The organism is Peribacillus frigoritolerans (assembly GCF_040250305.1).
In the GTDB taxonomy this organism is placed as follows: Bacteria; Bacillota; Bacilli; order Bacillales; family DSM-1321; genus Peribacillus.
The window spans coordinates 1,416,257-1,435,770 of sequence record NZ_CP158190.1 but is presented as its reverse complement, the minus strand read 5'-3'; the positions used below and the strand labels follow the sequence as shown (position 1 = coordinate 1,435,770).

The 19,514-nt window shown below is 36.9% G+C and carries 26 protein-coding genes, 1 tRNA gene and 1 pseudogene; 13 read left to right on the top strand and 15 right to left on the bottom strand.

Translation table 11 applies throughout. The features are described 5' to 3' along the window. Positions 1–292 precede the first annotated feature (292 nt). Together ABOA58_RS07130 and ABOA58_RS07125 are read right to left on the bottom strand one after the other, a co-directional pair. The gene (locus ABOA58_RS07130) at positions 293–448 is read right to left on the bottom strand and encodes a hypothetical protein (protein ID WP_350301773.1); all 156 of its coding nucleotides are present in this window, start codon (positions 446–448) and stop codon (positions 293–295) included. A gap of 130 nt (positions 449–578) precedes the next feature. Then, entirely contained in the window at positions 579–1,724 is a 1,146-nt protein-coding gene (locus ABOA58_RS07125) for an Ig-like domain-containing protein (RefSeq protein WP_350301772.1), read from the bottom strand. A gap of 344 nt (positions 1,725–2,068) precedes the next feature. Here ABOA58_RS07125 and htpX point away from each other — a divergent pair, with 344 nt between their 5' ends. Beyond that, positions 2,069–2,941, top strand: coding sequence for a protease HtpX (htpX, locus tag ABOA58_RS07120; RefSeq protein ID WP_350301771.1), 873 nt, complete (start codon positions 2,069–2,071; stop codon positions 2,939–2,941). A 162-nt stretch (positions 2,942–3,103) separates the two neighbouring features. Here htpX and ABOA58_RS07115 read toward each other — a convergent pair whose 3' ends face one another. Both ABOA58_RS07115 and ABOA58_RS07110 read right to left on the bottom strand, forming a co-directional pair. Further along, positions 3,104–3,268, bottom strand: a complete 165-nt coding sequence (locus ABOA58_RS07115; protein ID WP_350301770.1) for a hypothetical protein — start codon at positions 3,266–3,268, stop codon at positions 3,104–3,106. A 468-nt stretch (positions 3,269–3,736) separates the two neighbouring features. Further along, positions 3,737–4,240, bottom strand: coding sequence for a DUF2716 domain-containing protein (locus ABOA58_RS07110; RefSeq protein ID WP_350301769.1), 504 nt, complete (start codon positions 4,238–4,240; stop codon positions 3,737–3,739). Between the two features lie 497 nt (positions 4,241–4,737). On the opposite strand from ABOA58_RS07110, the pseudogene ABOA58_RS07105 reads away from it, so the two are divergent. Continuing rightward, positions 4,738–4,904 (top strand): annotated as a pseudogene (locus tag ABOA58_RS07105) (IS1595 family transposase); the annotation flags it as partial. 137 nt (positions 4,905–5,041) lie between these two features. Here the strand turns inward: ABOA58_RS07105 and ABOA58_RS07100 are convergent. Next, on the bottom strand, positions 5,042–5,602 hold the full coding sequence (locus tag ABOA58_RS07100; protein WP_350301768.1) for a hypothetical protein: 561 nt from the start codon (positions 5,600–5,602) through the stop codon (positions 5,042–5,044). A 230-nt stretch (positions 5,603–5,832) separates the two neighbouring features. Beyond that, positions 5,833–6,006, bottom strand: coding sequence for a hypothetical protein (locus ABOA58_RS07095; RefSeq protein WP_350301767.1), 174 nt, complete (start codon positions 6,004–6,006; stop codon positions 5,833–5,835). A gap of 293 nt (positions 6,007–6,299) precedes the next feature. On the opposite strand from ABOA58_RS07095, the gene ABOA58_RS07090 reads away from it, so the two are divergent. Continuing rightward, on the top strand, positions 6,300–7,046 hold the full coding sequence (locus ABOA58_RS07090) for a hypothetical protein (RefSeq protein ID WP_350301766.1): 747 nt from the start codon (positions 6,300–6,302) through the stop codon (positions 7,044–7,046). 200 nt (positions 7,047–7,246) lie between these two features. Here the strand turns inward: ABOA58_RS07090 and ABOA58_RS07085 are convergent, their stop codons facing one another. Further along, positions 7,247–7,723 carry a hypothetical protein gene (locus ABOA58_RS07085; protein ID WP_350301765.1) on the bottom strand — a complete coding sequence of 159 codons (477 nt, stop codon included), beginning with the start codon at positions 7,721–7,723 and terminating at the stop codon, positions 7,247–7,249. Between the two features lie 51 nt (positions 7,724–7,774). Beyond that, entirely contained in the window at positions 7,775–8,095 is a 321-nt protein-coding gene (locus ABOA58_RS07080) for a hypothetical protein (protein WP_214795907.1), read from the bottom strand. Between the two features lie 731 nt (positions 8,096–8,826). Between ABOA58_RS07080 and ABOA58_RS07075 the strand changes: the two genes are divergently transcribed. From ABOA58_RS07075 to ABOA58_RS07065, 3 genes are all read left to right on the top strand, one after another. After that, complete coding sequence (locus ABOA58_RS07075) at positions 8,827–9,024, top strand: helix-turn-helix domain-containing protein (RefSeq protein WP_214792989.1); 198 nt, start codon at positions 8,827–8,829, stop codon at positions 9,022–9,024. Between the two features lie 88 nt (positions 9,025–9,112). Continuing rightward, a complete protein-coding gene (locus ABOA58_RS07070; protein ID WP_350301764.1) occupies positions 9,113–9,826 on the top strand; it encodes a tyrosine-type recombinase/integrase in 714 nt (237 codons plus the stop codon). A gap of 5 nt (positions 9,827–9,831) precedes the next feature. Continuing rightward, positions 9,832–10,242: a site-specific integrase gene (locus tag ABOA58_RS07065; protein ID WP_350301763.1), complete on the top strand. Its 411-nt coding sequence runs from the start codon at positions 9,832–9,834 to the stop codon at positions 10,240–10,242. Positions 10,243–10,350: 108 nt separating this feature from the next. Here ABOA58_RS07065 and ABOA58_RS07060 read toward each other — a convergent pair. Beyond that, a tRNA-Val gene (locus tag ABOA58_RS07060) sits at positions 10,351–10,422 on the bottom strand. Between the two features lie 211 nt (positions 10,423–10,633). Between ABOA58_RS07060 and ABOA58_RS07055 the strand changes: the two genes are divergently transcribed. Then, positions 10,634–10,855, top strand: coding sequence for a hypothetical protein (locus ABOA58_RS07055; protein WP_101224088.1), 222 nt, complete (start codon positions 10,634–10,636; stop codon positions 10,853–10,855). An 18-nt stretch (positions 10,856–10,873) separates the two neighbouring features. Here ABOA58_RS07055 and ABOA58_RS07050 read toward each other — a convergent pair whose 3' ends face one another. Then, positions 10,874–11,431: a phosphatidylglycerophosphatase A family protein gene (locus ABOA58_RS07050; protein WP_101224089.1), complete on the bottom strand. Its 558-nt coding sequence runs from the start codon at positions 11,429–11,431 to the stop codon at positions 10,874–10,876. Positions 11,432–11,623: 192 nt separating this feature from the next. Here ABOA58_RS07050 and ABOA58_RS07045 point away from each other — a divergent pair, with 192 nt between their 5' ends. The 5 genes from ABOA58_RS07045 to ABOA58_RS07025 all read left to right on the top strand — a co-directional run bounded on the left by ABOA58_RS07045 (position 11,624) and on the right by ABOA58_RS07025 (position 14,519). Next, a complete protein-coding gene (locus ABOA58_RS07045) occupies positions 11,624–12,346 on the top strand; it encodes an alpha/beta hydrolase (protein ID WP_101224090.1) in 723 nt (240 codons plus the stop codon). A 79-nt stretch (positions 12,347–12,425) separates the two neighbouring features. Next, positions 12,426–12,941 carry a YjcG family protein gene (locus ABOA58_RS07040; protein WP_350301762.1) on the top strand — a complete coding sequence of 172 codons (516 nt, stop codon included), beginning with the start codon at positions 12,426–12,428 and terminating at the stop codon, positions 12,939–12,941. 4 nt (positions 12,942–12,945) lie between these two features. Further along, entirely contained in the window at positions 12,946–13,374 is a 429-nt protein-coding gene (locus ABOA58_RS07035; protein ID WP_350301761.1) for a GNAT family N-acetyltransferase, read from the top strand. Positions 13,375–13,533: 159 nt separating this feature from the next. Further along, a complete protein-coding gene (locus ABOA58_RS07030; protein WP_350301760.1) occupies positions 13,534–13,797 on the top strand; it encodes a hypothetical protein in 264 nt (87 codons plus the stop codon). 233 nt (positions 13,798–14,030) lie between these two features. Beyond that, complete coding sequence (locus ABOA58_RS07025; RefSeq protein ID WP_350301759.1) at positions 14,031–14,519, top strand: spore coat protein; 489 nt, start codon at positions 14,031–14,033, stop codon at positions 14,517–14,519. 55 nt (positions 14,520–14,574) lie between these two features. Here the strand turns inward: ABOA58_RS07025 and ABOA58_RS07020 are convergent, their stop codons facing one another. Then, positions 14,575–14,871, bottom strand: coding sequence for a hypothetical protein (locus ABOA58_RS07020; RefSeq protein WP_350301758.1), 297 nt, complete (start codon positions 14,869–14,871; stop codon positions 14,575–14,577). A gap of 151 nt (positions 14,872–15,022) precedes the next feature. On the opposite strand from ABOA58_RS07020, the gene ABOA58_RS07015 reads away from it, so the two are divergent. Next, a complete protein-coding gene (locus ABOA58_RS07015) occupies positions 15,023–17,296 on the top strand; it encodes an ATP-dependent helicase (RefSeq protein ID WP_350301757.1) in 2,274 nt (757 codons plus the stop codon). Positions 17,297–17,490: 194 nt separating this feature from the next. Here ABOA58_RS07015 and ABOA58_RS07010 read toward each other — a convergent pair whose 3' ends face one another. The 4 genes from ABOA58_RS07010 to spoVAD all read right to left on the bottom strand — a co-directional run bounded on the left by ABOA58_RS07010 (position 17,491) and on the right by spoVAD (position 19,511). After that, positions 17,491–17,745 (bottom strand): stage VI sporulation protein F, encoded by a 255-nt coding sequence (locus ABOA58_RS07010; protein ID WP_034314458.1) that lies wholly within the window; start codon positions 17,743–17,745, stop codon positions 17,491–17,493. Positions 17,746–17,857: 112 nt separating this feature from the next. Further along, positions 17,858–18,010, bottom strand: coding sequence for a YjcZ family sporulation protein (locus ABOA58_RS07005; RefSeq protein WP_072272578.1), 153 nt, complete (start codon positions 18,008–18,010; stop codon positions 17,858–17,860). 102 nt (positions 18,011–18,112) lie between these two features. Next, entirely contained in the window at positions 18,113–18,469 is a 357-nt protein-coding gene (gene spoVAE, locus ABOA58_RS07000) for a stage V sporulation protein AE (RefSeq protein ID WP_350301756.1), read from the bottom strand. 16 nt (positions 18,470–18,485) lie between these two features. Continuing rightward, positions 18,486–19,511 carry a stage V sporulation protein AD gene (gene spoVAD / locus ABOA58_RS06995; protein ID WP_350301755.1) on the bottom strand — a complete coding sequence of 342 codons (1,026 nt, stop codon included), beginning with the start codon at positions 19,509–19,511 and terminating at the stop codon, positions 18,486–18,488. Positions 19,512–19,514: the final 3 nt, after the last annotated feature.

Genomic DNA, 19,514 nt, shown 5'->3' with positions numbered 1-19,514 from the left:
TAGAAGTTTTTTAAGATATATTACATAAATTATTCGAATACATCGTCCATCAGTTTTTCTAATTGCTCAGAGTAGTCTAATTCTGCACTTGTAGGTTGTGTGAAAAAAAAGAGAATACTTCCCAAACGGCCACAATCCCTAATAATATTAAAATATTTTTCATTTCTTTATATACCTTGCTAATAAGTAAATTCCCCCTATTATTATTACTGCCCAAAACAATAAAGGAGTTATTTGCATTAAGTTTTCCATATTCATTCTCCTTTCTTCATAAAGGTTTTTCTTAAGCTCCTTATCCTTGGTTTAGCATTGCAAATAAAGCTTCAACAATTTCAGGTAACCAACGATATTGCTTATAAGCAATAACAAAGAGACTCCCCGCACAAACAACTAAAGCAACTACTTTGATTTGCTCCAGTACCGCGGGATCAATATTAAATTTCTTCAATAAAACCAGCATTTAACGATATTATACATTTTTTTCCTGTTTCATTCACCTAAGATGCCATCGTGGCGAAAGTCATTCCAAAACCAATAGAAAAAGCCGAGGAGTTAACCTCGACTTGTGTATACACCATTTAATGTTTTACCACTGTAATTGTTCTCTTAGAACTAGTATTTCCTGCTTTATCTTTTGCAGTTATGGAAAGTGTCGTTCCTTTTTTCTGTGCTTTAATGTTAACTGAGTAGACCCCTTTAGAACTAGCTTTTGCTGAACCAATGGATTTACTTCCTACTTTAACAGTGACAGTGGAGTTTGCTTCAGCTTTCCCTTTTACAACTTTATCGTTATCATCTACTTTATTTACTGTTGGCTTGCTTGGTGCAACAACATCAGCAACAGTTACCGATACACTCGAACTCACATTGCCGGCACTATCTTTAACTGTGACTGTCAATTTAGTACCTGCTTTTTGAACAGGTATTTTAATAGAGAACGTACCTTTTGATGTTGCTTTTGCTGAACCTAGCACCTTACTTCCATTTTTAACAGTAACAGTAGAACTGGCCTCTGCTTTTCCAGTTAATACTTTGTCATTATTATCAACCTTATAAACTGTTGGCTTAGATGGTTTAACATTGTCTACAAATCCAGTTCCGATAGCGTATATGTCTTCTGTTGTATTATCGTCAATATATTCGTTGTCTAGATCTATGACACCCACATAGTATGTGCCTTTCTTAGCTTGATACGCTTGTATTTCAACTCCATCCTCATCCTCCTCATAGCCTAAATATTCTAAGTTATTGTTATCAACAAAATCTTTTTGAACTGCCCCGAACCCAAGATCAATAAAGTATGAGTCCGTAAATCCTGCTACTAACAAAACTCCATCACTAGGAACAACCACTTTATGTAAATCCAAATCATTCATAGGAAGCAACTGACCAATAGATGATTTTTCATAAGAACTATTATCTGCTGAACCAAAGTCGTTATTGGGTTCAGTTTCCAAAATATAATTACTACTGGAAGAACTACTCATTCTACCCATTTTGTTAAAACCTTTAACTGAAAGCGATTGCGAACCATTTACTTTTTTTTCAAGTTGTTTAAATGTTTTAGATTCAATAATACCTTTTTCAAGAGGCTTTTCCACTTGGCTTTCAAAGGCCTTCCTCGCCAATCCGTTATCGTTTCCTTCTGCCTTAACAACACCTACAGACAATGATGAAGCAAATAGACCTACAGCTACCAATGACAATATACCTTTGTTACGCACAAAACGTCCTCCTAAATTCGTTATAACGAACTATTTACTCCACTTATATTAATACATAAGTACCTGAATTTCCATAAGTTTCTTTTTTATATTTTTTTACATAAAAATACATTAAAGTCCAAACGAATAAGGTTCACGCTGCGAATTAGGAAGAGAAATGGCGAAGAATAGCAAATGAATTCCCCTATGAAGTTACATAACCTAAAATTTTTTTCTGTTCTTAGTGGAGAGAAGTTTATTGAAACTTATTTTTTATTTTTTCGTATATAGCTTTATAATGTTAGTTTCATTATTGATGAACGCCTTATTAAGATAAGGTTCATTATATTTTAGGAGGGGCTTAATTGTTTAAAAGGATTTCCTTATTTATTTTCGTTAATATTCTCGTATTGATCACCATTACCACGATCACCACGTTGCTAGGTGTAGAAAGTTATATTGGTGGCGGTGGTTATGGTTCCCTACTTGCCTTTAGCGTCATCGCCGGTTTTACTGGTTCCTTCATTTCTTTGTTAATGTCCCGTAAAATGGCGAAATGGGTTATGGGTGTTCAATTAATTGATGAACATTCCCCGCGTGGCAATCACGAACGTTTTGTATTGGAAGAAACCTACCGATTAGCACATACGGCTGGTTTGAAAGGTATGCCGCAAGTTGGTATTTATCATTCACAAGAGGTCAACGCATTTGCTACTGGACCAAGCAAAAAACGTTCTTTAGTAGCTGTTTCAAGCGGTATGTTAGAAAGAATGGATCGAAATGCGATTAGTGGAGTTATTGCACACGAAATAGCACACATTAAGAATGGTGATATGGTTACAACCACTCTCTTGCAAGGAATGATAAACACGTTCGTTATTTTCTTCTCCCGTATTGCTTCAAAAATCGTTTCAAGTTTTGTAAGAGAAGAAGTTGCCGGTATTGTTTACTTCGTATCTTCGATAGTTTTCGAGATTATATTCGGTATTTTAAGCAGTCCCATTATCTTTTGGCATTCAAGAAAACGTGAATTTAAAGCGGACAAATTAGCTGCCGATTTAGGTGGAAAGGCAAATATGATTCACGCTTTAGAATCATTAAGACATACCACGAACTTAGTTGATGACAGCCAAAAGTCTATTGCTGCCTTTAAAATTAGTGGTAAGGTAAAATTTTCCAGACTTTTTTCTACACACCCACCATTAGAAAAACGTATTGAACATTTGAAATCACTTTAATAGATAAGACTTCCTACGTTTAAACAATGTAGAAAGTCTTTTTTTTAGGCAGTTTTCTGATAGATTGTTGCTCTCAGGATAAAAAACTAACAACTTGAATATTATGGTAAAATACTTAATATCAGTTTAGAGTTTTATTTCAAGCACCTATTAGTACAATTATTATTTTTCCCTAAGATGATTTAATAGTGCAATAGCTAATAAAAGTATTGATATGCCAGTCCCTAAACTATCAGGTCCTACATCGAAGAAAATTGGAGAAACAAAGTGATTTAAAACTGTAATGATTACGGCAAATGTAATCAAAGAAATATTTGTTTTCTTCAAGGGAAAAAACCTCCTATAAAATATCAAAGCAAGTAAAAATTCTCCTTTAAATTGTAACTCTTATTGAACTATCCTGCCCCTTAAAGGTTTATTGTTGAGCTGACACATATTATGATGTAAAAAGTTTTATTATCTGGTTTTTTTCTTGTTTTTATCCCGAAAATAAGAAATAAGTGCGTCAGCTATAGTAACCAAAAAACCAAAAAAATCCAGGAATAGATTTAACAATTAACCAGCTCCCTTTAGGTTGATACTTGGTTGTTTAATTATGGCTAATTTTTAATAAATCTTTATAAACAATTTTATGAATTTGAGGTTGTTATTATGAAGATTTGCATTAGAAGATTCTTGGTTTAATGAATGTTTGAATACACTACGCTTGTTGAACTAATCTGCCCCGATAGTTGCATAAAGAAAGAGCTGCCTTAAAGACAGCTCAGAGCACCCGTTAGTTCAACAAGATTTACATTATCCCTGACGTATTATTTTTTGAAACATTCTCGGTTGATGTTTTTCAAAACCTTTTATCAATTCTTTTCCAAAAATAGTGATGGTTTCTTCCCAAGGATGTCCTAATAATCCCCATTTAAAATTCTTATGAATAAAAAAGTAATAATCACCGTTTGGAAAAATAGGTACTGTCCATTCATCAAATTCACTTTTCGGAAACTCCATACGGGGATTTATCCAATAACTTGGATGTTGCCAATCTAACGCATACATATATTCATTTTTCTGTGTGAGTTCTTGAAAAACAAGCAATGACTTATCCTCTAAATCATTGTAAATCTCATCATAAGTATCTGAATCTCCGGACCAATTTAAATACGGGGATACATCATATGTGATAAATGGATTTGGCACTTCGTAAGATGGGAAGTTTGATATGCTTGGTTCAAAAGTAAATTCATCATATATCCTATCCCATACCTCGTTATATTCTATTGTAGATAATTCAATCCAATTTTCCATTTGAATAGCCACCTTATCGATGCTTTTAATGAGGGTTATTATATTATTTCTTCTTCAACTATCCTGCCCCTTAGTTCCATAAAGAAAAAGCTACCTTAAAGACAGCTCCGATCTTCAGCTAACGCACCCGTTAGCTTAATAAGAATTTGTACCTACCGAGTAAAATGTTCTTTAAAAATCTGTTTAAAATAAGGCTTAAAATTAATTTCAATCATTTGTTGAGTGTCCTCATTAACAACTGTTAATAGCACACTTGAATGGTCTTTCTTATCTGTTGTAATTTTAAATTTATCAACCCGTTTTAAGTCCAAAAGTGATAACAATCTATTTGAAACACATTGAGTTACTTGTATTTTGACTTCACCATAAGAGGGAGAAAGAGTAACAATAAAGTCTTCCTTTCCATTAGAAAATCGGTATGTAGCTTTATTATAATAAAATGGTAAGTCTTTAGAAGTGTTATCTAATAACGTTGGTTCACATTCAAATAACGAAAGATGGAGCGTTTTCAAGGAGTCGGAACATATTATCTGGATAATTACCTTTACTGGTTCGCTGGCTAGAAATAGGAAAGAATATGGCATTTGATAAACGAGTTGAACAAATGCTTATTTCAGCTTGCCAAGGATCTAATTATCATACTGTTGAGACGTTCAGAAGTTAACCGGCTTTAGGAGTTTGGTATACTAAAAAACACCCAGAGCATTTTAATCTAAGCGTGATAATACAATTGATCCGTTTAATACATTAGAGCCCCCGATTGTTGAATAACGGATACAATTCTACTTATAGCCGGTAACGTTAGATATCGCTGCTGTTAATATCAAGTGAGTAATCATCGGATATATAGTTTGGGATTTTTCCAGGCGAGTTAAATAAACTATTCTTACTAAATATTGTAAATCCAACCTCTTCCATATCGACAAATGTTTCTACTTTATTTATATCAAAATTTTTAAATACTATAGGTCTATTCCATTGTCTTGAGGGAATTAAATCCTGCTCTACAATACCTTTCCCGTGAAAAATGAATACACTTAGTCCATTACTAACTAATTCTTTTGCTAATTTACTAACCAGATTCAATTTCTCTACAGAATCAACTTTGATAATAGCACCATCTGACGAAAACTCATAAAAAGGAATAATATTTTCAATTAAAGTCTTTTTTTCATATCCAAAGATCATTGATTCTAAAACAAAAAAAACAGGTAAACTGAACATTTTTTGAACTAAGGAAATGATAAAATCATTTGGGATATCTCTAATTCCTATAGAAATAGAAACAAAGATATCTTTTGGAAAGTCAAAGCTATTAATTATACTTTGGTCTGAGTATTGCACAAAATATTCTTTTTTCAACTTTTAGCCTCCTTCAGGGTCTAATCCTTTTAAACCCTTACTATTACGTTATGCAGCAATTGTCCCCGTTAATGAAAAAGTACTTTATTCTACAATCCGGCTCGTTTGTTGATTAAAATCACTTAAATTTTTACCATAAAAATGCAAGTGATTTGTTTTTATCCTGAGAGCAACAATCTTTTAGAAAATAGCCTTAAAATTTAGTTGATTTTACTGTATTAATACTCCTATTATGAATCTTTCTTGATTTCTTCAAATATTAAGTACCCTTGATATTCATCGTGACCCTCACCAACAAAGTGAAATCCTTTTTGTTTGGACCAAAAGTTGTCCATTATTTCTTCCTCTGAAAGCCCCCATACCCTGTTTACTTGAGGGAAATGACTAAAGATGTCTTTTGCCATTTTGTTTTCCCATCCTTTAAGACGATGTGTTTGTTAATCTCAAAGTAATATGTGTCTAGTGCCTCAGCGATGACTGTTCTTCTTGTATCCGTTTTTAGCATTATGCAGCTCTTCTTGTAAATTCCGAATGACTTTTTCATAAAAAGGAATTAATTCATTTTTATTTTCCATCTAAAACACCCCTATTTTTCACGTATCTGGTTTGTTTGATAATAATTTAGCCTTTGTCTATAATCCGTTTTATGTATATTATGTGTATTAATACCATATTTTACACAGGGGGAAATTCAGTGATGAAAAAGAAGTTAAGCATTTTTTCCATATCTTGCTTTATGGTTACCATTCTATTATTCGTTTTGACTTTGATTATAGGACATAATAAAGCTACTTCCATTCCTAATAGTGATTATGGAAATAACGGTATTTTTGGTTACACCATCTTTGGAATTATGATGATTGCTCCAGTATGTGGATTAATACTAGCATTAATCGGTGAAAAAGGCTCTCTAAAAATGACCGGAATAATAGGAAACTTGGTTGTATTTTTCTCAATATCTTTATTCATCGCCGGCGTTGCCTTTTACGATACTATTGATGATAAAGTAGTCGAGACAAATGAAAAGGTAGATGTAGAGCCAGAGCAAAAAAACCAGGCAGATGATTCTACAAAACAAGAGGATATAGCCACTTCAGAAACAACTAGGTATCCTATATATGGTGGTTGGATGGACGATGAATCATATATCCTGATCAAAAGTGATGGTGACGGTGGTGAGGGTAGAACCAAGTTTATATTAGAAAAAATACCGAAAAAGGGAAAAGATAAAATCCTATTTCATTTCCAGTTAGCAGAATCAACAGGATTAAAACGAACCGGTATAATAGTTAGCAAAGAATTGAACAGGACTTCTTTTCTAACCTTAGAATTAAATAAAGAAATAACCGAACTAACGATCACGTTGCCAAATGAAAAACCCGTTACATATAAAATGTCAGAAATAGAACCGCAGGAATTCAATCCTGATTATGAGTGGGAATAATAACTATAAATCTATAAAGACACCTCCTAACTCATAGGAGGTGTCTTTATAGATTTAATTTAGCTAATTAAGTATTTTATCAAATTTTATTACGCTTAAATAATTTTATTCAGGTGTTAACCCGCATATTCTATCATTTCGACCAAGAAAAGATATACCAGTGTGTGTAATATTCCTATATTCCCTTACCAGTTTTTATACTAATCCAGTACGACGGAAGTTGTTATTTCTTTATTTTCAGGGAAATCCCCTGCAATTTCAAACACGCCTAAATTAAATGTAACTTCTTTCCCTTCATCGAAAATATCGTCCTTACCTTCCGCATCGAATGTTATGTCCCCTTCTTGTACAACATCCGAATCAGTTCTTTCCTCCAAAGAACTATCGATCACATTCAGTTTTGTATTATCGATGACGATATTTGATTTGGCGGAATCCCAACTAACAGGAATTGACGAATATTTATTGTCCAACTTAAAGTGTACTATTACTTGATCTTCAATGACCTTCAGCTCAATAATTTCAATATCCATCATTCTTGCTGTATCGACAATAGAAAGATCGAAAGTTGTTTTTTCTTCCATTATTTCCACATATGGCTCGCCTCTTCTATTCATTTCATCCGAACTCCCCGTAATAATCAATGCCGACATTCCCGCTAAGATCATTTTTTTCAACCTACTTCCTCCTTAAAAAACGCCCCCAAATTGGGGGCGTTTTAAATTTGTCTAAGCAAGTATCCTATCTAGAGTATCATAAAATTTCATAGCACCAACAAACAAAGATATCGTACATAAAACGGCTATATTTCCAGTAATGGCTACCAACTTCATATTACCTTTTTCTCCTAAGATCGCTAGGATTAATCCGAAAATGGGAGATAACATCGCAACCCAAGCTAACAATGGACCTAAAACACCGATATTTACATATCCGCGGCTAGGCTCGGTGGCACTAACATATATACCGATGCCTAATATAACGAGGAATGAAACGATACAAAGAGCAAAACAGAAAAATGATAAGCGAGTGTATTTGCTGCGTTCCATAAAATCACTCCTTTGTAGCCATTAAACACATTCTACATAAAATGTAATTTTTAAAAACAATAAGTAATAATACCTGAATCCCTTTTAATCTTAGGCTTTATTAGAGATTAATGTTGCTTTTAGAGCAAATAATATAAGTGGGCTTTTTTTAGTCGTTTATGGTATCTATTAACGCGTTGATTACTAAAATTTCACAACAATGGAAAGAAAAACAGAATTATTGCTCGTCTTTTGTCCATTCTCTTTTAATATAGATTATTGCTTTTTAATAAAAAATAAGACCTGAATTTAATTCGGGTCTTTAATATTTACTGTACAATTTTCTCGAAATGCCACATATAAAATCAACATATTATCAATGATAATATACATTTCATTAACATTCTCTACCGCTTTTTACTGCTTCTAATTTTTATGTTTTTTTATTAATTAACCTTTATCCATCTAATTTTTCGAAAACTATCGAAAACTCCATTATTAAACTTTTTAACAACAGTGAACCTGCCTCTTCAGTTTTTAAATCTACGATAAACACATACTTCTAATTAATATCTCAAGAGAATAGCCGGCTTTACTTACCTCTGAAAGTGGGTTTTAAATTTCTTTTTTATTTTTTTCTATAGACTCTTGAAAATGCGGAATTCAAAAAATATAATGTGTGCGAATTAAATAAGTTACTTCAAATTAAATACTATTAAACTAATAAATTAACATAAGAGGAGAAAAAATTTATGCCTAAAAACATCGAAGATTATCCAATGATTTTAACTGCTGTACACATATCTGAAATCCTATGTGTTTCAAAACCTACAGCTTACGAATTAATGGAACAAAAGTCATTTCCACTCATTAAAATAGGGCGAAGCAAACGGGTTCTTAAAAATGAATTTTTCCAATGGCTGTCACATCAACAAGTCAACGCATTATAAAATGGCTTGCAAGTGGTCAAACTGATACTAGACCACTTGCTTTCCATTGTTCTAACACGAACTACAATAGGATATGGGGGCAAGCAATATGAAAGGCACTGTTAAAAAAAGGGGAACTTGGTCATACATTGTAGACATAGGAAGAGACCCAATCACAGGTAAACGAAGACAAAAAACAAAGAGTGGTTTTCCTCGTCGAAAAGATGCAGAAGATGCTCTTCGTAAGATTATTAATGAACTGGATGAAGATCGATTTGTGGAACCGAGCAAAGAATCCTTTTCATCCTATATGGAATTTTGGTTTACGTCACATTATCAAAAAAGGATTACAGAAACAACGGCCTCAAGCAGAAAGTATTTGATGGATAAGCACTTAATACGAGAAAATCCTTTTGCCAACAAACCCCTTTCAAAAATTACGACCGAAGATATCGATGTTTTTTATAACCTCAAATTAGATGAGGAGTATAGAACAAGTACCATACGAAAATTACATCAGTTGTTAAATCAGGCCTTCGGTCAAGCTGTAAAGTGGAAAAAGATTAGTTTCAATCCGGTGATCAATGCTGATCCACCCTCGGTAAAAAAAGAAGAAATGCAAATATGGTCCTTTGATGAGATTGATTTGTTCCTTAATCAATGCAAGGGAGAACGACATTATCTAACCTTTTTAATTGCCATTTATACGGGTATGAGGAAAGGTGAGCTCCTTGGGTTAAAATGGAGCGATATTGACCTTGAAAAAAAGTCATCCGGATACAACGGTCCCTTTCTCACATTCCTAATAAAGGGTATCGTTTAACCACGGTGAAAACGAAAAAATCAAAACGGCAGGTTCCGATTCAAAATTTCCTGATCAAGGCATTAAAGGCTCATAAGGAACGACAGGAAACCCAGAGAAAAAGACTTGGGGAACATTATCAAGACCAGAACTTAGTCATTTGTACGGAGATTGGCACCTTTCAAAATCCTCGGAACGTGTTACGTGTGATGAAGCGTATCAGTAAAGCGGCTAACGTAACACCCATTCGGTTTCACGATATCCGGCACACACACGCTTCCATCTTGATTTCTGAAGGAGTAGATATCGTCAAAGTAGCGGCTCGTTTAGGACATTCTAAACCTAGCATCACGTTAGAGCATTACGCCCATATGATGCCCAACCAAGATGATGAAGTGGCTGATATTTTCCACAACGCCCTTCAGAAGTCCCGTTAGCAAAATGTGAGCAAATCACTATCATTGATCTAAACGCATCCAGTAAGACAAAATAAAAAAAAGACCCAAATCCTTGTTATATCAAGGATTTGAGCCTTTGTTAGTTGATGACCTGTGAGGGATTCGAACCCACGACCCCTTCCCTGTCAAGGAAGTGCTCTCCCACTGAGCTAACAAGTCGTATGTAATGACTGACTGGTTACTTAAGTACATTATTTATTATAAGTTTTTTTGTTAAAAAGTCAACGCATTATATTAAAAAAGTTTTAATTTTTTCTTATTTTATTTCCCCGCTCCGCAAAACACGAACGAACATTCCCTTTTCACTTGCATATAAAACGTACGTTCGCATATAATGATAGCAAGCAAGTCAGCAAAGGAGTGACAGGGAATGAAATATATACTTCGTAAACATATGGAAGGAAATGCTCCATTGGAGATAATTTATCTCTCCGAACAAGGTAAGATCACGCAGCGGAAAATTCAGGTGCTTGAAATTTATCCAGGACATATTCACGCATTCTGTTTCCTAAGGCAGACAAAACGGACATTTAAAGTGGCCAATATCCTTTCTGCCCGCCTCATTAAGGCCAGGTTTGATAGGTCTGGCTGAAGAAGAGTTAATCAAGGTTCAACCGATTAACTCTTCTTCTTCCTGGATGTCCTTTTCCTGTTCGGTTAACGATTCTTCTTCATCTCTCAGACGGTGAGCTAACCTTGAGGCGGCACTCGCGGCAATGCTTGCAACGATATCATCCAGGAAGGTATGCACGATTCCTTCTTGCTTCTTATCAAGTTCGTGTATGACGCCTATTTTATTTTTATCCAAATGGCCAAAGGTCGTTACAGCAATGCTTCCGTAACCGAGTACTGCACCAAAGGCAATCGTTTCATCCACTCCGAATAGCCCTTCATCAGACTCAACAATAGATTGCAGGGGTTCTGATAGCTTTTTTTGCTCGGCCAGTTTATCCAGCTCCACACCGACTAAAATGGCATGTTGAATTTCCCTTTTCAACAGGACACGCTCAACGCTGTGGATGCATTCCTCCAGCTTAAGATCAGCTTTGTACGGGAACTGCAATTCATAAACGATTTTTGCAATTGCCTCCACACTGACACCACGCTCTAATAATGTTCGTTTAGCCGCCTTCGTTACTTCCCTGCTGTGTACCTGTACATCTGCCATTTTATTCGCCACCTTTTTTATTGTATTATTTTTCTATATCCTTTTATTATAGCACCTTATTATTCAAATTTTTAGAAAATACAATGAAAATTTTCTATTCTAAAATCTTGTCACGGGAAAAAGTCGCAAGGCTATGCTAAAATAATCAAGTAAGTTGTTTTTAATTATTAATTATCATTGAGGTGCGGGAGAATGAGTTTACGCAAAGGCACAATTAAAGAGTACATGTTTAAAAGCGAAGCTTTAGCAGAAGAATTGGAACTGCTTGTTTACTTGCCTGCTAATTTTTCGCCACTGTATAAATATTCGCTTGTGATTGCTCAGGATGGCCGTGATTATTTTCAAATGGGTCGAATTGGTCGGGTAGCAGATGAACTGTTAGGGAACGATGAGATTGAGAATATCATCATTGTCGGCATTCCCTATAAAGACCGCTTTGACCGTAGGCGCAAATATCATCCGGACGGGGAACAGCACATTGCATACATACGTTTTCTTGCCCATGAACTTGTCCCGTTTTTAGATGATGAATTCCCAACCTATCAAATGGGACATGGTCGAACTTTGATCGGTGACTCTCTTGGCGGTACAGTTTCTTTATTGGCCGCCCTAAAGTATCCGCATACATTCGGGAAATGCATCATGCAGTCGCCACTTGCCAATGAAGCAGTAATGGATGCTGTACGTAATTTTGAGGATCCGCATCTCCTCGAACTTTACCATGTGATCGGGACTGGGGAAACAGATGTTCCAACGACAGATGGCAAGAAGGCAAACTTCATAGAGCCCAACAGGGAATTGCATAAATTAATAAATCAAAAAGGATTTCCTTACTTCTATGAAGAATTTGAAGGTAATCATACCTGGAAATACTGGCAGGCAGATTTAAAACGAGCACTATTGGAAATGTTCTAATCCTCTCTTTTTGAGATGGTTTCAAGAAAAAGCATGGCCAACTATAATACAACTAAAAAAATATCAGGAGGTTTTATTTATGAAATATGGTGTTGCAATTTTCCCTTCAAAAAAACTTCAAGATTTAGCTAACTCCTATCGCAAACGGTATGATACGAAATATGCTTTCATTCCACCGCATCTGACGCTTAAACCAACGTTCGAAGCGACGGATATGGAAATTTCAACAATCGCGGATCAATTAAAAGACATTGCTCGTAAGTGCAGGCCTTTTACGATTAGCGTTACGAAAACGAAGTCTTTCCAACCTGTAAGCAATACTATTTATTTCAAAGTGGAATTATCCGAAGGGCTTCAAGAACTGCATGATGCACTTAACAATGAGGATTTCATAAAAAGTGAAAGTGAACATGCATTTGTCCCGCATATTACCATCGCTCAAGATTTATCCGATAATGAGCATTCTGATGTTTTAGGCCAATTAAGCATGCTTGACATCAGCCATGAAGAAGAGGTGAAACGAGTTCACTTGCTGTATCAACTTGAAGATGGGGCATGGACCGTTTATGAAACATTTAGATTAGGAGCTGAATGATTTCGTGTTTGTAAAAATCGCAGAGAACAGCCAAGAGCTTGAAAATGCTTATATGATCAGAAAAAAAGTGTTCGTCCAAGAACAAAACGTCCCTCTTGAAGAAGAGATCGATGAATATGAACAAGAGTCTACACATTTCGTTTTATATGATGATCAGCATCAGCCAATCGGTGCCGGCCGTTTCAGGGTCATCGACAACATTGGTAAAGTCCAGCGCATTTGTGTACTATCATCGGGCCGTAAGAATGGTGCCGGTGCCATGATCATGAATGCTATTGAGGAATACGCCATCCAGCAGGAAGTACCTCAATTGAAGCTTGATTCCCAGGTCCATGCCATCCCTTTTTATTCGAAATTAGGGTATGAGATCGTTTCCGACGAATTCATGGATGCCGGCATTCCTCATAAAACAATGAAGAAAACCATTTTATAATATAAAAAAGCTGTCCTTTCAGTTCTCTGATTGGACAGCTTTTTTTGTTCGTTCATGAACTTAAATTATCGTTTTATAAAAAAAACCATTTCCGTTCAATGGCAATCTCCGCAAAAATACATAGTCTATATATAGAAAGCAAGAAGGAGGGAAAATTTTATGGGTAACAATGATTTTAACCTGGAGGAGTCTCAAAAAAGACTGATGGAACTGCTGGTTTCGAGGACTATGAGAAAACATGGTTTCAAAAAGGAAAAAGTCGATCTGACTGAAAGAGAGAAAAACAACCTTAAAGAAACCATTCGCCATTTACAAGAGCAATCACTAAAAATCATAAACCAAGAAAAGAACATCACTGAACATGATGTTAATCCAGTTACAAATTCCATTCACAACAAATTCACGGATTCCAAAAATAAATGACACACCATATCACCTAATCAAACCTTACTTGCTGGCGAGAAATAAGTAAACCGAGACATAGCAGCACTTACATTTCATTCCTAAAGCTCCAGCTTCTTTATTATTCATCCCCACACACCAATACTTTCTCTAAGTATTAAAAAATAGACGAATTAACTGATTTATTCGTCCAACCCGATTACCCATCAAAGCATATTTTAATAGGGAATAAAACCTAAGGAGGAAAAAACAACATGAACCAAAATGTATATCGTAGCAACTGTAACACACATGAAGACTCTGAAAGATCATGGTCGGCTCTAGATTCCGCTTCCAGACATCCCCTGTCAGGATTCTGTAACGACGATGACACACGCATTAACCAAGAGGCAATACAGGATAATAATCAACTTCAGCTTTCTGAAGAACTTATTTACATTAAAGATTCTTGTAATGTAAATATCACTTCAACGGATGTTAAAGCGGCCCTTTCTCTTCAAGCTGCTCTACAAGCTGCAATTGCGGTCATCGTAAGCATTTCCATCGCAGATTCTGATAATGCTGAGAAGATCACTCAAGAATTAATCCAATCTTCTAATGTTAAACAAATCACGCGCCAAAAAACAATTGTTGAAAACAGCCGTGATATCGAAATTACAACAACGGATGCTCAAATCGCTCTAAACATCCAATTATTACTTCAACTATTGTTAGCTCTAATCGTAGAAATTGACATTCTCTAAGGAATCAACACAAAAAGGACACTTCGCGTGTCCTCTTTTGTTTTTGATGGCAGAACTAGACAACTTCGTTGAAAAACCTGCCTTTTCCAGTCATTTCAGCCGTTAAATCTTCACTGACCCTCATGCCCATTTGATATTTATATGTGCCTGCCCCATATGTACTTTCCCGATTATTATCTTTCATTTGATGTAATCCTTCAAAGCTTCCCCTTTCCCTTTCCAGCACCTGATCAAAACGGATAGGTTGAATGGGTGTCGTCCCTTTAACAATTCTTACTTTCTCTGCAGCTTCGACCGTCCGGTTGGCATATTGAATATAATCAAATTGTGTGACAGGTGTTATGTACCCCATAGTTTTCCCTCCTTATATTTACATAGTTGTGTTGTCATTTAATTACCCGTCCGAAACAATATATAAACACGATTTCCGCATTCTTTTTTCCTAATCTTCTGGTATGATGAGTATTGCCGATATTTTTAATAGATTAGAGGTATCCATTTATATGAATCAAGCAAAATCTGGCAATGAAATCGTACATTTACATACCGTTTCAGCTGGTGAGCTGCAGACACTTTTTGAAAAAGGAAAACGTGATCAGCTTTCTTGTATCATTTGTCATAAACCAGTGAAATTATTTATTGGAATCCATGAAACGCCTTATTTTTATCATAGTGATCCATCGCAGTTACCCTGTGACATGCCAATTTCAAAACCAATAAATGAGGAAAAGCCATTAGAATATATGGAACAGAATGGATTTAGGATTCCTACATCACGGACCATTACGGAAACGAAAACCATTACAGAACCTTTCCTTAAAAGCCGGCCCATAACCGGCAATCCGAAATATTCAGATAAACCATCCTGCCTGGCACAATCAGAGGAACCATACTTTCAAGAATTATCCTCATCAGGAGTTGTTCTCGATGCAGAGCAACTCAAGGCGGTAACCACGATCGATGGACCAATTCTCGTCCTTTCAGGAGCAGGCAGCGGGAAAACCCGCGTATTGACGGTACGCACAGCCTACATGCTTACAGTGAAAAAGATTGATCCAAAAAGTATCATGCTTGTAACATTTACGGCGAAATCCGCAAAGGAAATGCAGCAGCGTCTGCTCGGTTATCCCTATATGACTCCTTCCCTTGTTTCTCAAATCGTTAGCGGGACCTTTCATAGCATCTTTTACAAAATCCTGATTTTCCATGAACCAGCCAAATGGCAGCGTGATTTCCTATTGAAGTGGGAGTGGGAAAAAGAAAAGGTATTGAAACAGGCTGGCAGGGAATTGGAACTTGATGATAAGGAGTTTGCATATGATCAAGCCCTTCAACAAATCGGGCTTTGGAAAAACTCATTGGCTTTTCCAGAAGATATCCAACCTAAGGACGATTGGGAGAAATCGTGTTTATTTTTATATAAGAAATATGAAGAATATAAACAGCAAACAGGGAAGTATGATTTTGATGATATGCTGGTAGGCTGTTATGTATTTTTAAAAAATCACCCGGATTTTTTAAAGAAATATCAGCAAAGGTTTAATTATTTTTTGGTAGATGAGTTTCAGGATATCAATAAAGTTCAATATGAATTGATAAAACTCCTCTCTGCTGAATCAAAAAATGTATGTGCAGTTGGAGATGATGATCAATCGATCTATTCATTCCGGGGAAGCGATCCGAAGTATATTTTGAATTTCAATCACGACTTCCCTCGTTCCCAAGTTGTGAAGCTGACGGAGAATTACCGCTCTTCCCATGAAATTGTCGCTACAGCGAACCGATTGATCAAGCGCAACCAGAACCGGATGGAGAAAAAGATGAGCGCACAGCATGATTCAGGAAATCCCCCTGTTTTATTTTATCCTTATGATGAGGAATTGGAAGCAACGATGATCGTATCCGATATCCAAGAGAAAATATCAAAGGGAGCAAACCCTGGGGATTTTGCGGTATTGTACAGGACACACACGATGTCCAGGGCCATTTTTGAACGGCTGGCCGCTTCCAACCTGCCATTTGTCATTGAAAAGGATGCGGATTCGTTTTATCAGCGCAAGGTCATTCGCGGTATGCTTGCCTTTATGCGTTTGAGTTTGTTCCCGCATGACAGCAAGGCAGCAGCTGATGTCCTTTCCTCCTTATTCTTAAAGCAAAGTATTTTACAGGAATTAAAAGCAATGACAATATTGCAGGATTGTGATTTTATCGATGCATTTGCTTTTATTAAGACAGGACATGCTTTTCAGGAACGAAAATTAAAAACGATTCCAGGACAGATCCGCTCTTTAAAAATTATGTCGCCACTCGTAGCTTTAGAAATCATCGAAAAAGATTTAGGATACCAGGAATATGTAAAAAAACGCGGCAATGATGCGAACCAGGAAAAAGGGTCCGATGACATCCGTGACTTAAAGGTGGCGGCAAATCGTTTTCCCACGGTCGCCGCTTTCCTTGAACATGTCGATCATATGACTGCAATGGTCCAAGAGATTAAACAGCTATCGAAACATTTTAAGGATGCCATACAGCTTACCACGATACACCGTTCCAAAGGGCTTGAATACAAAACCGTTTATGTCCTTGCTGCTGTCGATGGCAGCATCCCTCATGATTTCGCACTTGAATCTTACCGAAAAGGGGAACTATCCCCTCTTGAAGAGGAAAGACGATTGCTCTATGTAGCGGCAACCAGGGCCAAAAAGGATCTTTACCTTTCCATCCTGCAAACTAGACGCGGACGGACCGCCCATCCATCACGTTTCTTGAAGCTTTGACCAAAAGCTGATGCTAACCATATATTGAAATATGAATAAAACAAAATAGTGTTCGGAATGGTCTCATCCCGAATTACTTACAATTTTATGGAATGAACTGAAGCTCCAACTTTTTTTAATAAAAAAACTGCAGGCAAACCCGCTTCCTTCGAGTTTGTCTGCAGTCTGAAGGCCTGCATATAGCAGGCCTTTTTTCACTTTTTATTTATCATATTGGATATCGTCCCGAAATCGAGTTTATTCCCTTCAGCTACGATGGAATGAACGATTTTATCTTCCGTTTCTTTATTTACCGGTTTATTTGCGATTTTTGAAACGCGCTTAATGACATTTCTAACAGTCGTTTCATCTTTGAAATTGGCTCCTTGGAGCGAGTTTGCCAATTCTAATACATCTTTCATATTTACGCCGGTTTTACCTTCTATGTTTTTAAAAAAGTTATTATCCATACCTAAGCCCCTCCCTTTTCTGTACCTATCCTATGGCATTATCAGAAAAATGGTGCTAGGCCCATGCAAATAAAAAAAATGGAATAGGCTTCTTCTGCCTATTCCATTTTCCTTAGCAGAAAGAAGCCCCTACAATGATCAATAGGATAAACAATACAACGATTATCGCGAAAGTGGAACCGCCGCCACCGTATCCTCCGCCATAACCGCCGCCGTATCCATAACCGCTGCCGCCACAACAACCGTAGCCACCAAAACCAAACATACATATCACCTCGCTCTCGCTAAAGCTTACTGATAACATATGTAGGTCTGGACAAATATGTATAGGCCATGTCCTAGTCCAGGCTGCCTATTTCCGCTTGTTTCATCCTTTTGGTCTGAAAACCAAAGCTCCGATGAATCCAAAGATGATTGCTGCAGAGATACCGGAACTCGTAATTTCAAACATGCCTGTCAGTACGCCGACGAGACCATGTTTTTCCGATTCCATCATCGCCCCGTTCACCAGCGAGTTCCCAAACGAAACGATTGGAATGGTTGCTCCAGCACCGGCAAAGTCAACTAGCGGCTCATATAAATCAAATCCGGCAAGAACAGCTCCTATTACAACGAACAAGCTTAACGTATGTGCTGGTGTCAGCTTAGCAACATCGAAAAGAAGCTGGCCGACAACACAAATCAAGCCACCGATGACAAAGGCCCAAAAAAACATTGCTAACATCGAAATCTCTCCTTTTTCATGAATTCATCCCATACTCAATGGCCACCGCATGGGCAATGCACGGAATCGTATCTTTTTGCTGAACGGAAAGCGGCGACAATAATGCACCTGTTGCGACAAGCAGGATTTTTTTATATTTACCGGAAATCATTTCATTTAATATATGACCGTATAAAACGACTGCCGAACATCCCGCACCGCTCCCGCCAGCCAAAACAGGCTGGTCCTTTTTAAAAATCATCAATCCGCAATCCTTGAATTTTTCCTGATTGATATCACAGCCCTTTTGCTTTAATAAGTCAAGAGCTGTCTCCCTCCCTATTTGACCTAAATCACCGGTAATGATGAAATCGTAATCATCCGGGGTCAAACCAGTATCTTTAAAATGGGAAAGAATCGTATCGGCGGCCGCCGGGGCCATCGCTCCCCCCATATTGAAAGGATCTTTCAATCCCATGTCAATGACCTTTCCAATAGTGGCCGAGACAATATGGGGAAATTCCCCTTGCATGCTTCCATCAGGAGCAACCAGCGCAACACCCGCTCCTGTTATCGTCCATTGAGCTGTAGGTGGTTTTTGCCCGCCATATTCAGTTGGATAGCGAAATTGTTTTTCAACAGCTGCATTGTGGCTCGATGCACCTGTCAACACATAGTTAGCCCCCCCATAATTAGTGATGAAGGCAGCTAGAGCAAGCCCTTCCATCGATGTGGAACAGGCTCCAAACAAGCCGAAATATGGAATTCCATTGGTTCTGGCTGCAAAGCTTGTCGGTGTAACCTGATTGATTAAATCACCCGCCAAGAAAAATTGCACCTGCTCCTTGCTAATCTTACCTTTCTCCAATGCAAGCTCTACCGCTTTCTCCATCAAATGCCGATGAGCCTTCTCATATGAATCCTGCTCCATCCACAAATCGTCGTATAAAATATCGAAATCACCCGCGATTTCTCCATTAGCTTCAAATGGCCCGCCTGTTACCCCAGTTTCCAAGATGACCGGTTTATTGGTGAACATCCATGTTTGTTTTCCCTTTAACACTGC

Excerpts from the sequence above, each read along its gene's own strand:
- ABOA58_RS07110 (WP_350301769.1), bottom strand. The coding sequence starts at position 4,240 with ATGGAAAATTGGATTGAATTATCTACAATAGAATATAACGAGGTATGG.
- ABOA58_RS07095 (WP_350301767.1), bottom strand. The coding sequence starts at position 6,006 with ATGGCAAAAGACATCTTTAGTCATTTCCCTCAAGTAAACAGGGTATGG.
- ABOA58_RS07090 (WP_350301766.1), top strand. The coding sequence starts at position 6,300 with ATGAAAAAGAAGTTAAGCATTTTTTCCATATCTTGCTTTATGGTTACC.
- ABOA58_RS07080 (WP_214795907.1), bottom strand. The coding sequence starts at position 8,095 with ATGGAACGCAGCAAATACACTCGCTTATCATTTTTCTGTTTTGCTCTT.
- ABOA58_RS07075 (WP_214792989.1), top strand. The coding sequence starts at position 8,827 with ATGCCTAAAAACATCGAAGATTATCCAATGATTTTAACTGCTGTACAC.
- ABOA58_RS07070 (WP_350301764.1), top strand. The coding sequence starts at position 9,113 with ATGAAAGGCACTGTTAAAAAAAGGGGAACTTGGTCATACATTGTAGAC.
- ABOA58_RS07055 (WP_101224088.1), top strand. The coding sequence starts at position 10,634 with ATGAAATATATACTTCGTAAACATATGGAAGGAAATGCTCCATTGGAG.
- ABOA58_RS07050 (WP_101224089.1), bottom strand. The coding sequence starts at position 11,431 with ATGGCAGATGTACAGGTACACAGCAGGGAAGTAACGAAGGCGGCTAAA.
- ABOA58_RS07045 (WP_101224090.1), top strand. The coding sequence starts at position 11,624 with ATGAGTTTACGCAAAGGCACAATTAAAGAGTACATGTTTAAAAGCGAA.
- ABOA58_RS07040 (WP_350301762.1), top strand. The coding sequence starts at position 12,426 with ATGAAATATGGTGTTGCAATTTTCCCTTCAAAAAAACTTCAAGATTTA.
- ABOA58_RS07030 (WP_350301760.1), top strand. The coding sequence starts at position 13,534 with ATGGGTAACAATGATTTTAACCTGGAGGAGTCTCAAAAAAGACTGATG.
- ABOA58_RS07025 (WP_350301759.1), top strand. The coding sequence starts at position 14,031 with ATGAACCAAAATGTATATCGTAGCAACTGTAACACACATGAAGACTCT.
- ABOA58_RS07020 (WP_350301758.1), bottom strand. The coding sequence starts at position 14,871 with ATGGGGTACATAACACCTGTCACACAATTTGATTATATTCAATATGCC.
- ABOA58_RS07015 (WP_350301757.1), top strand. The coding sequence starts at position 15,023 with ATGAATCAAGCAAAATCTGGCAATGAAATCGTACATTTACATACCGTT.
- ABOA58_RS07010 (WP_034314458.1), bottom strand. The coding sequence starts at position 17,745 with ATGGATAATAACTTTTTTAAAAACATAGAAGGTAAAACCGGCGTAAAT.
- ABOA58_RS07005 (WP_072272578.1), bottom strand. The coding sequence starts at position 18,010 with ATGTTTGGTTTTGGTGGCTACGGTTGTTGTGGCGGCAGCGGTTATGGA.
- spoVAE (WP_350301756.1), bottom strand. The coding sequence starts at position 18,469 with ATGTTAGCAATGTTTTTTTGGGCCTTTGTCATCGGTGGCTTGATTTGT.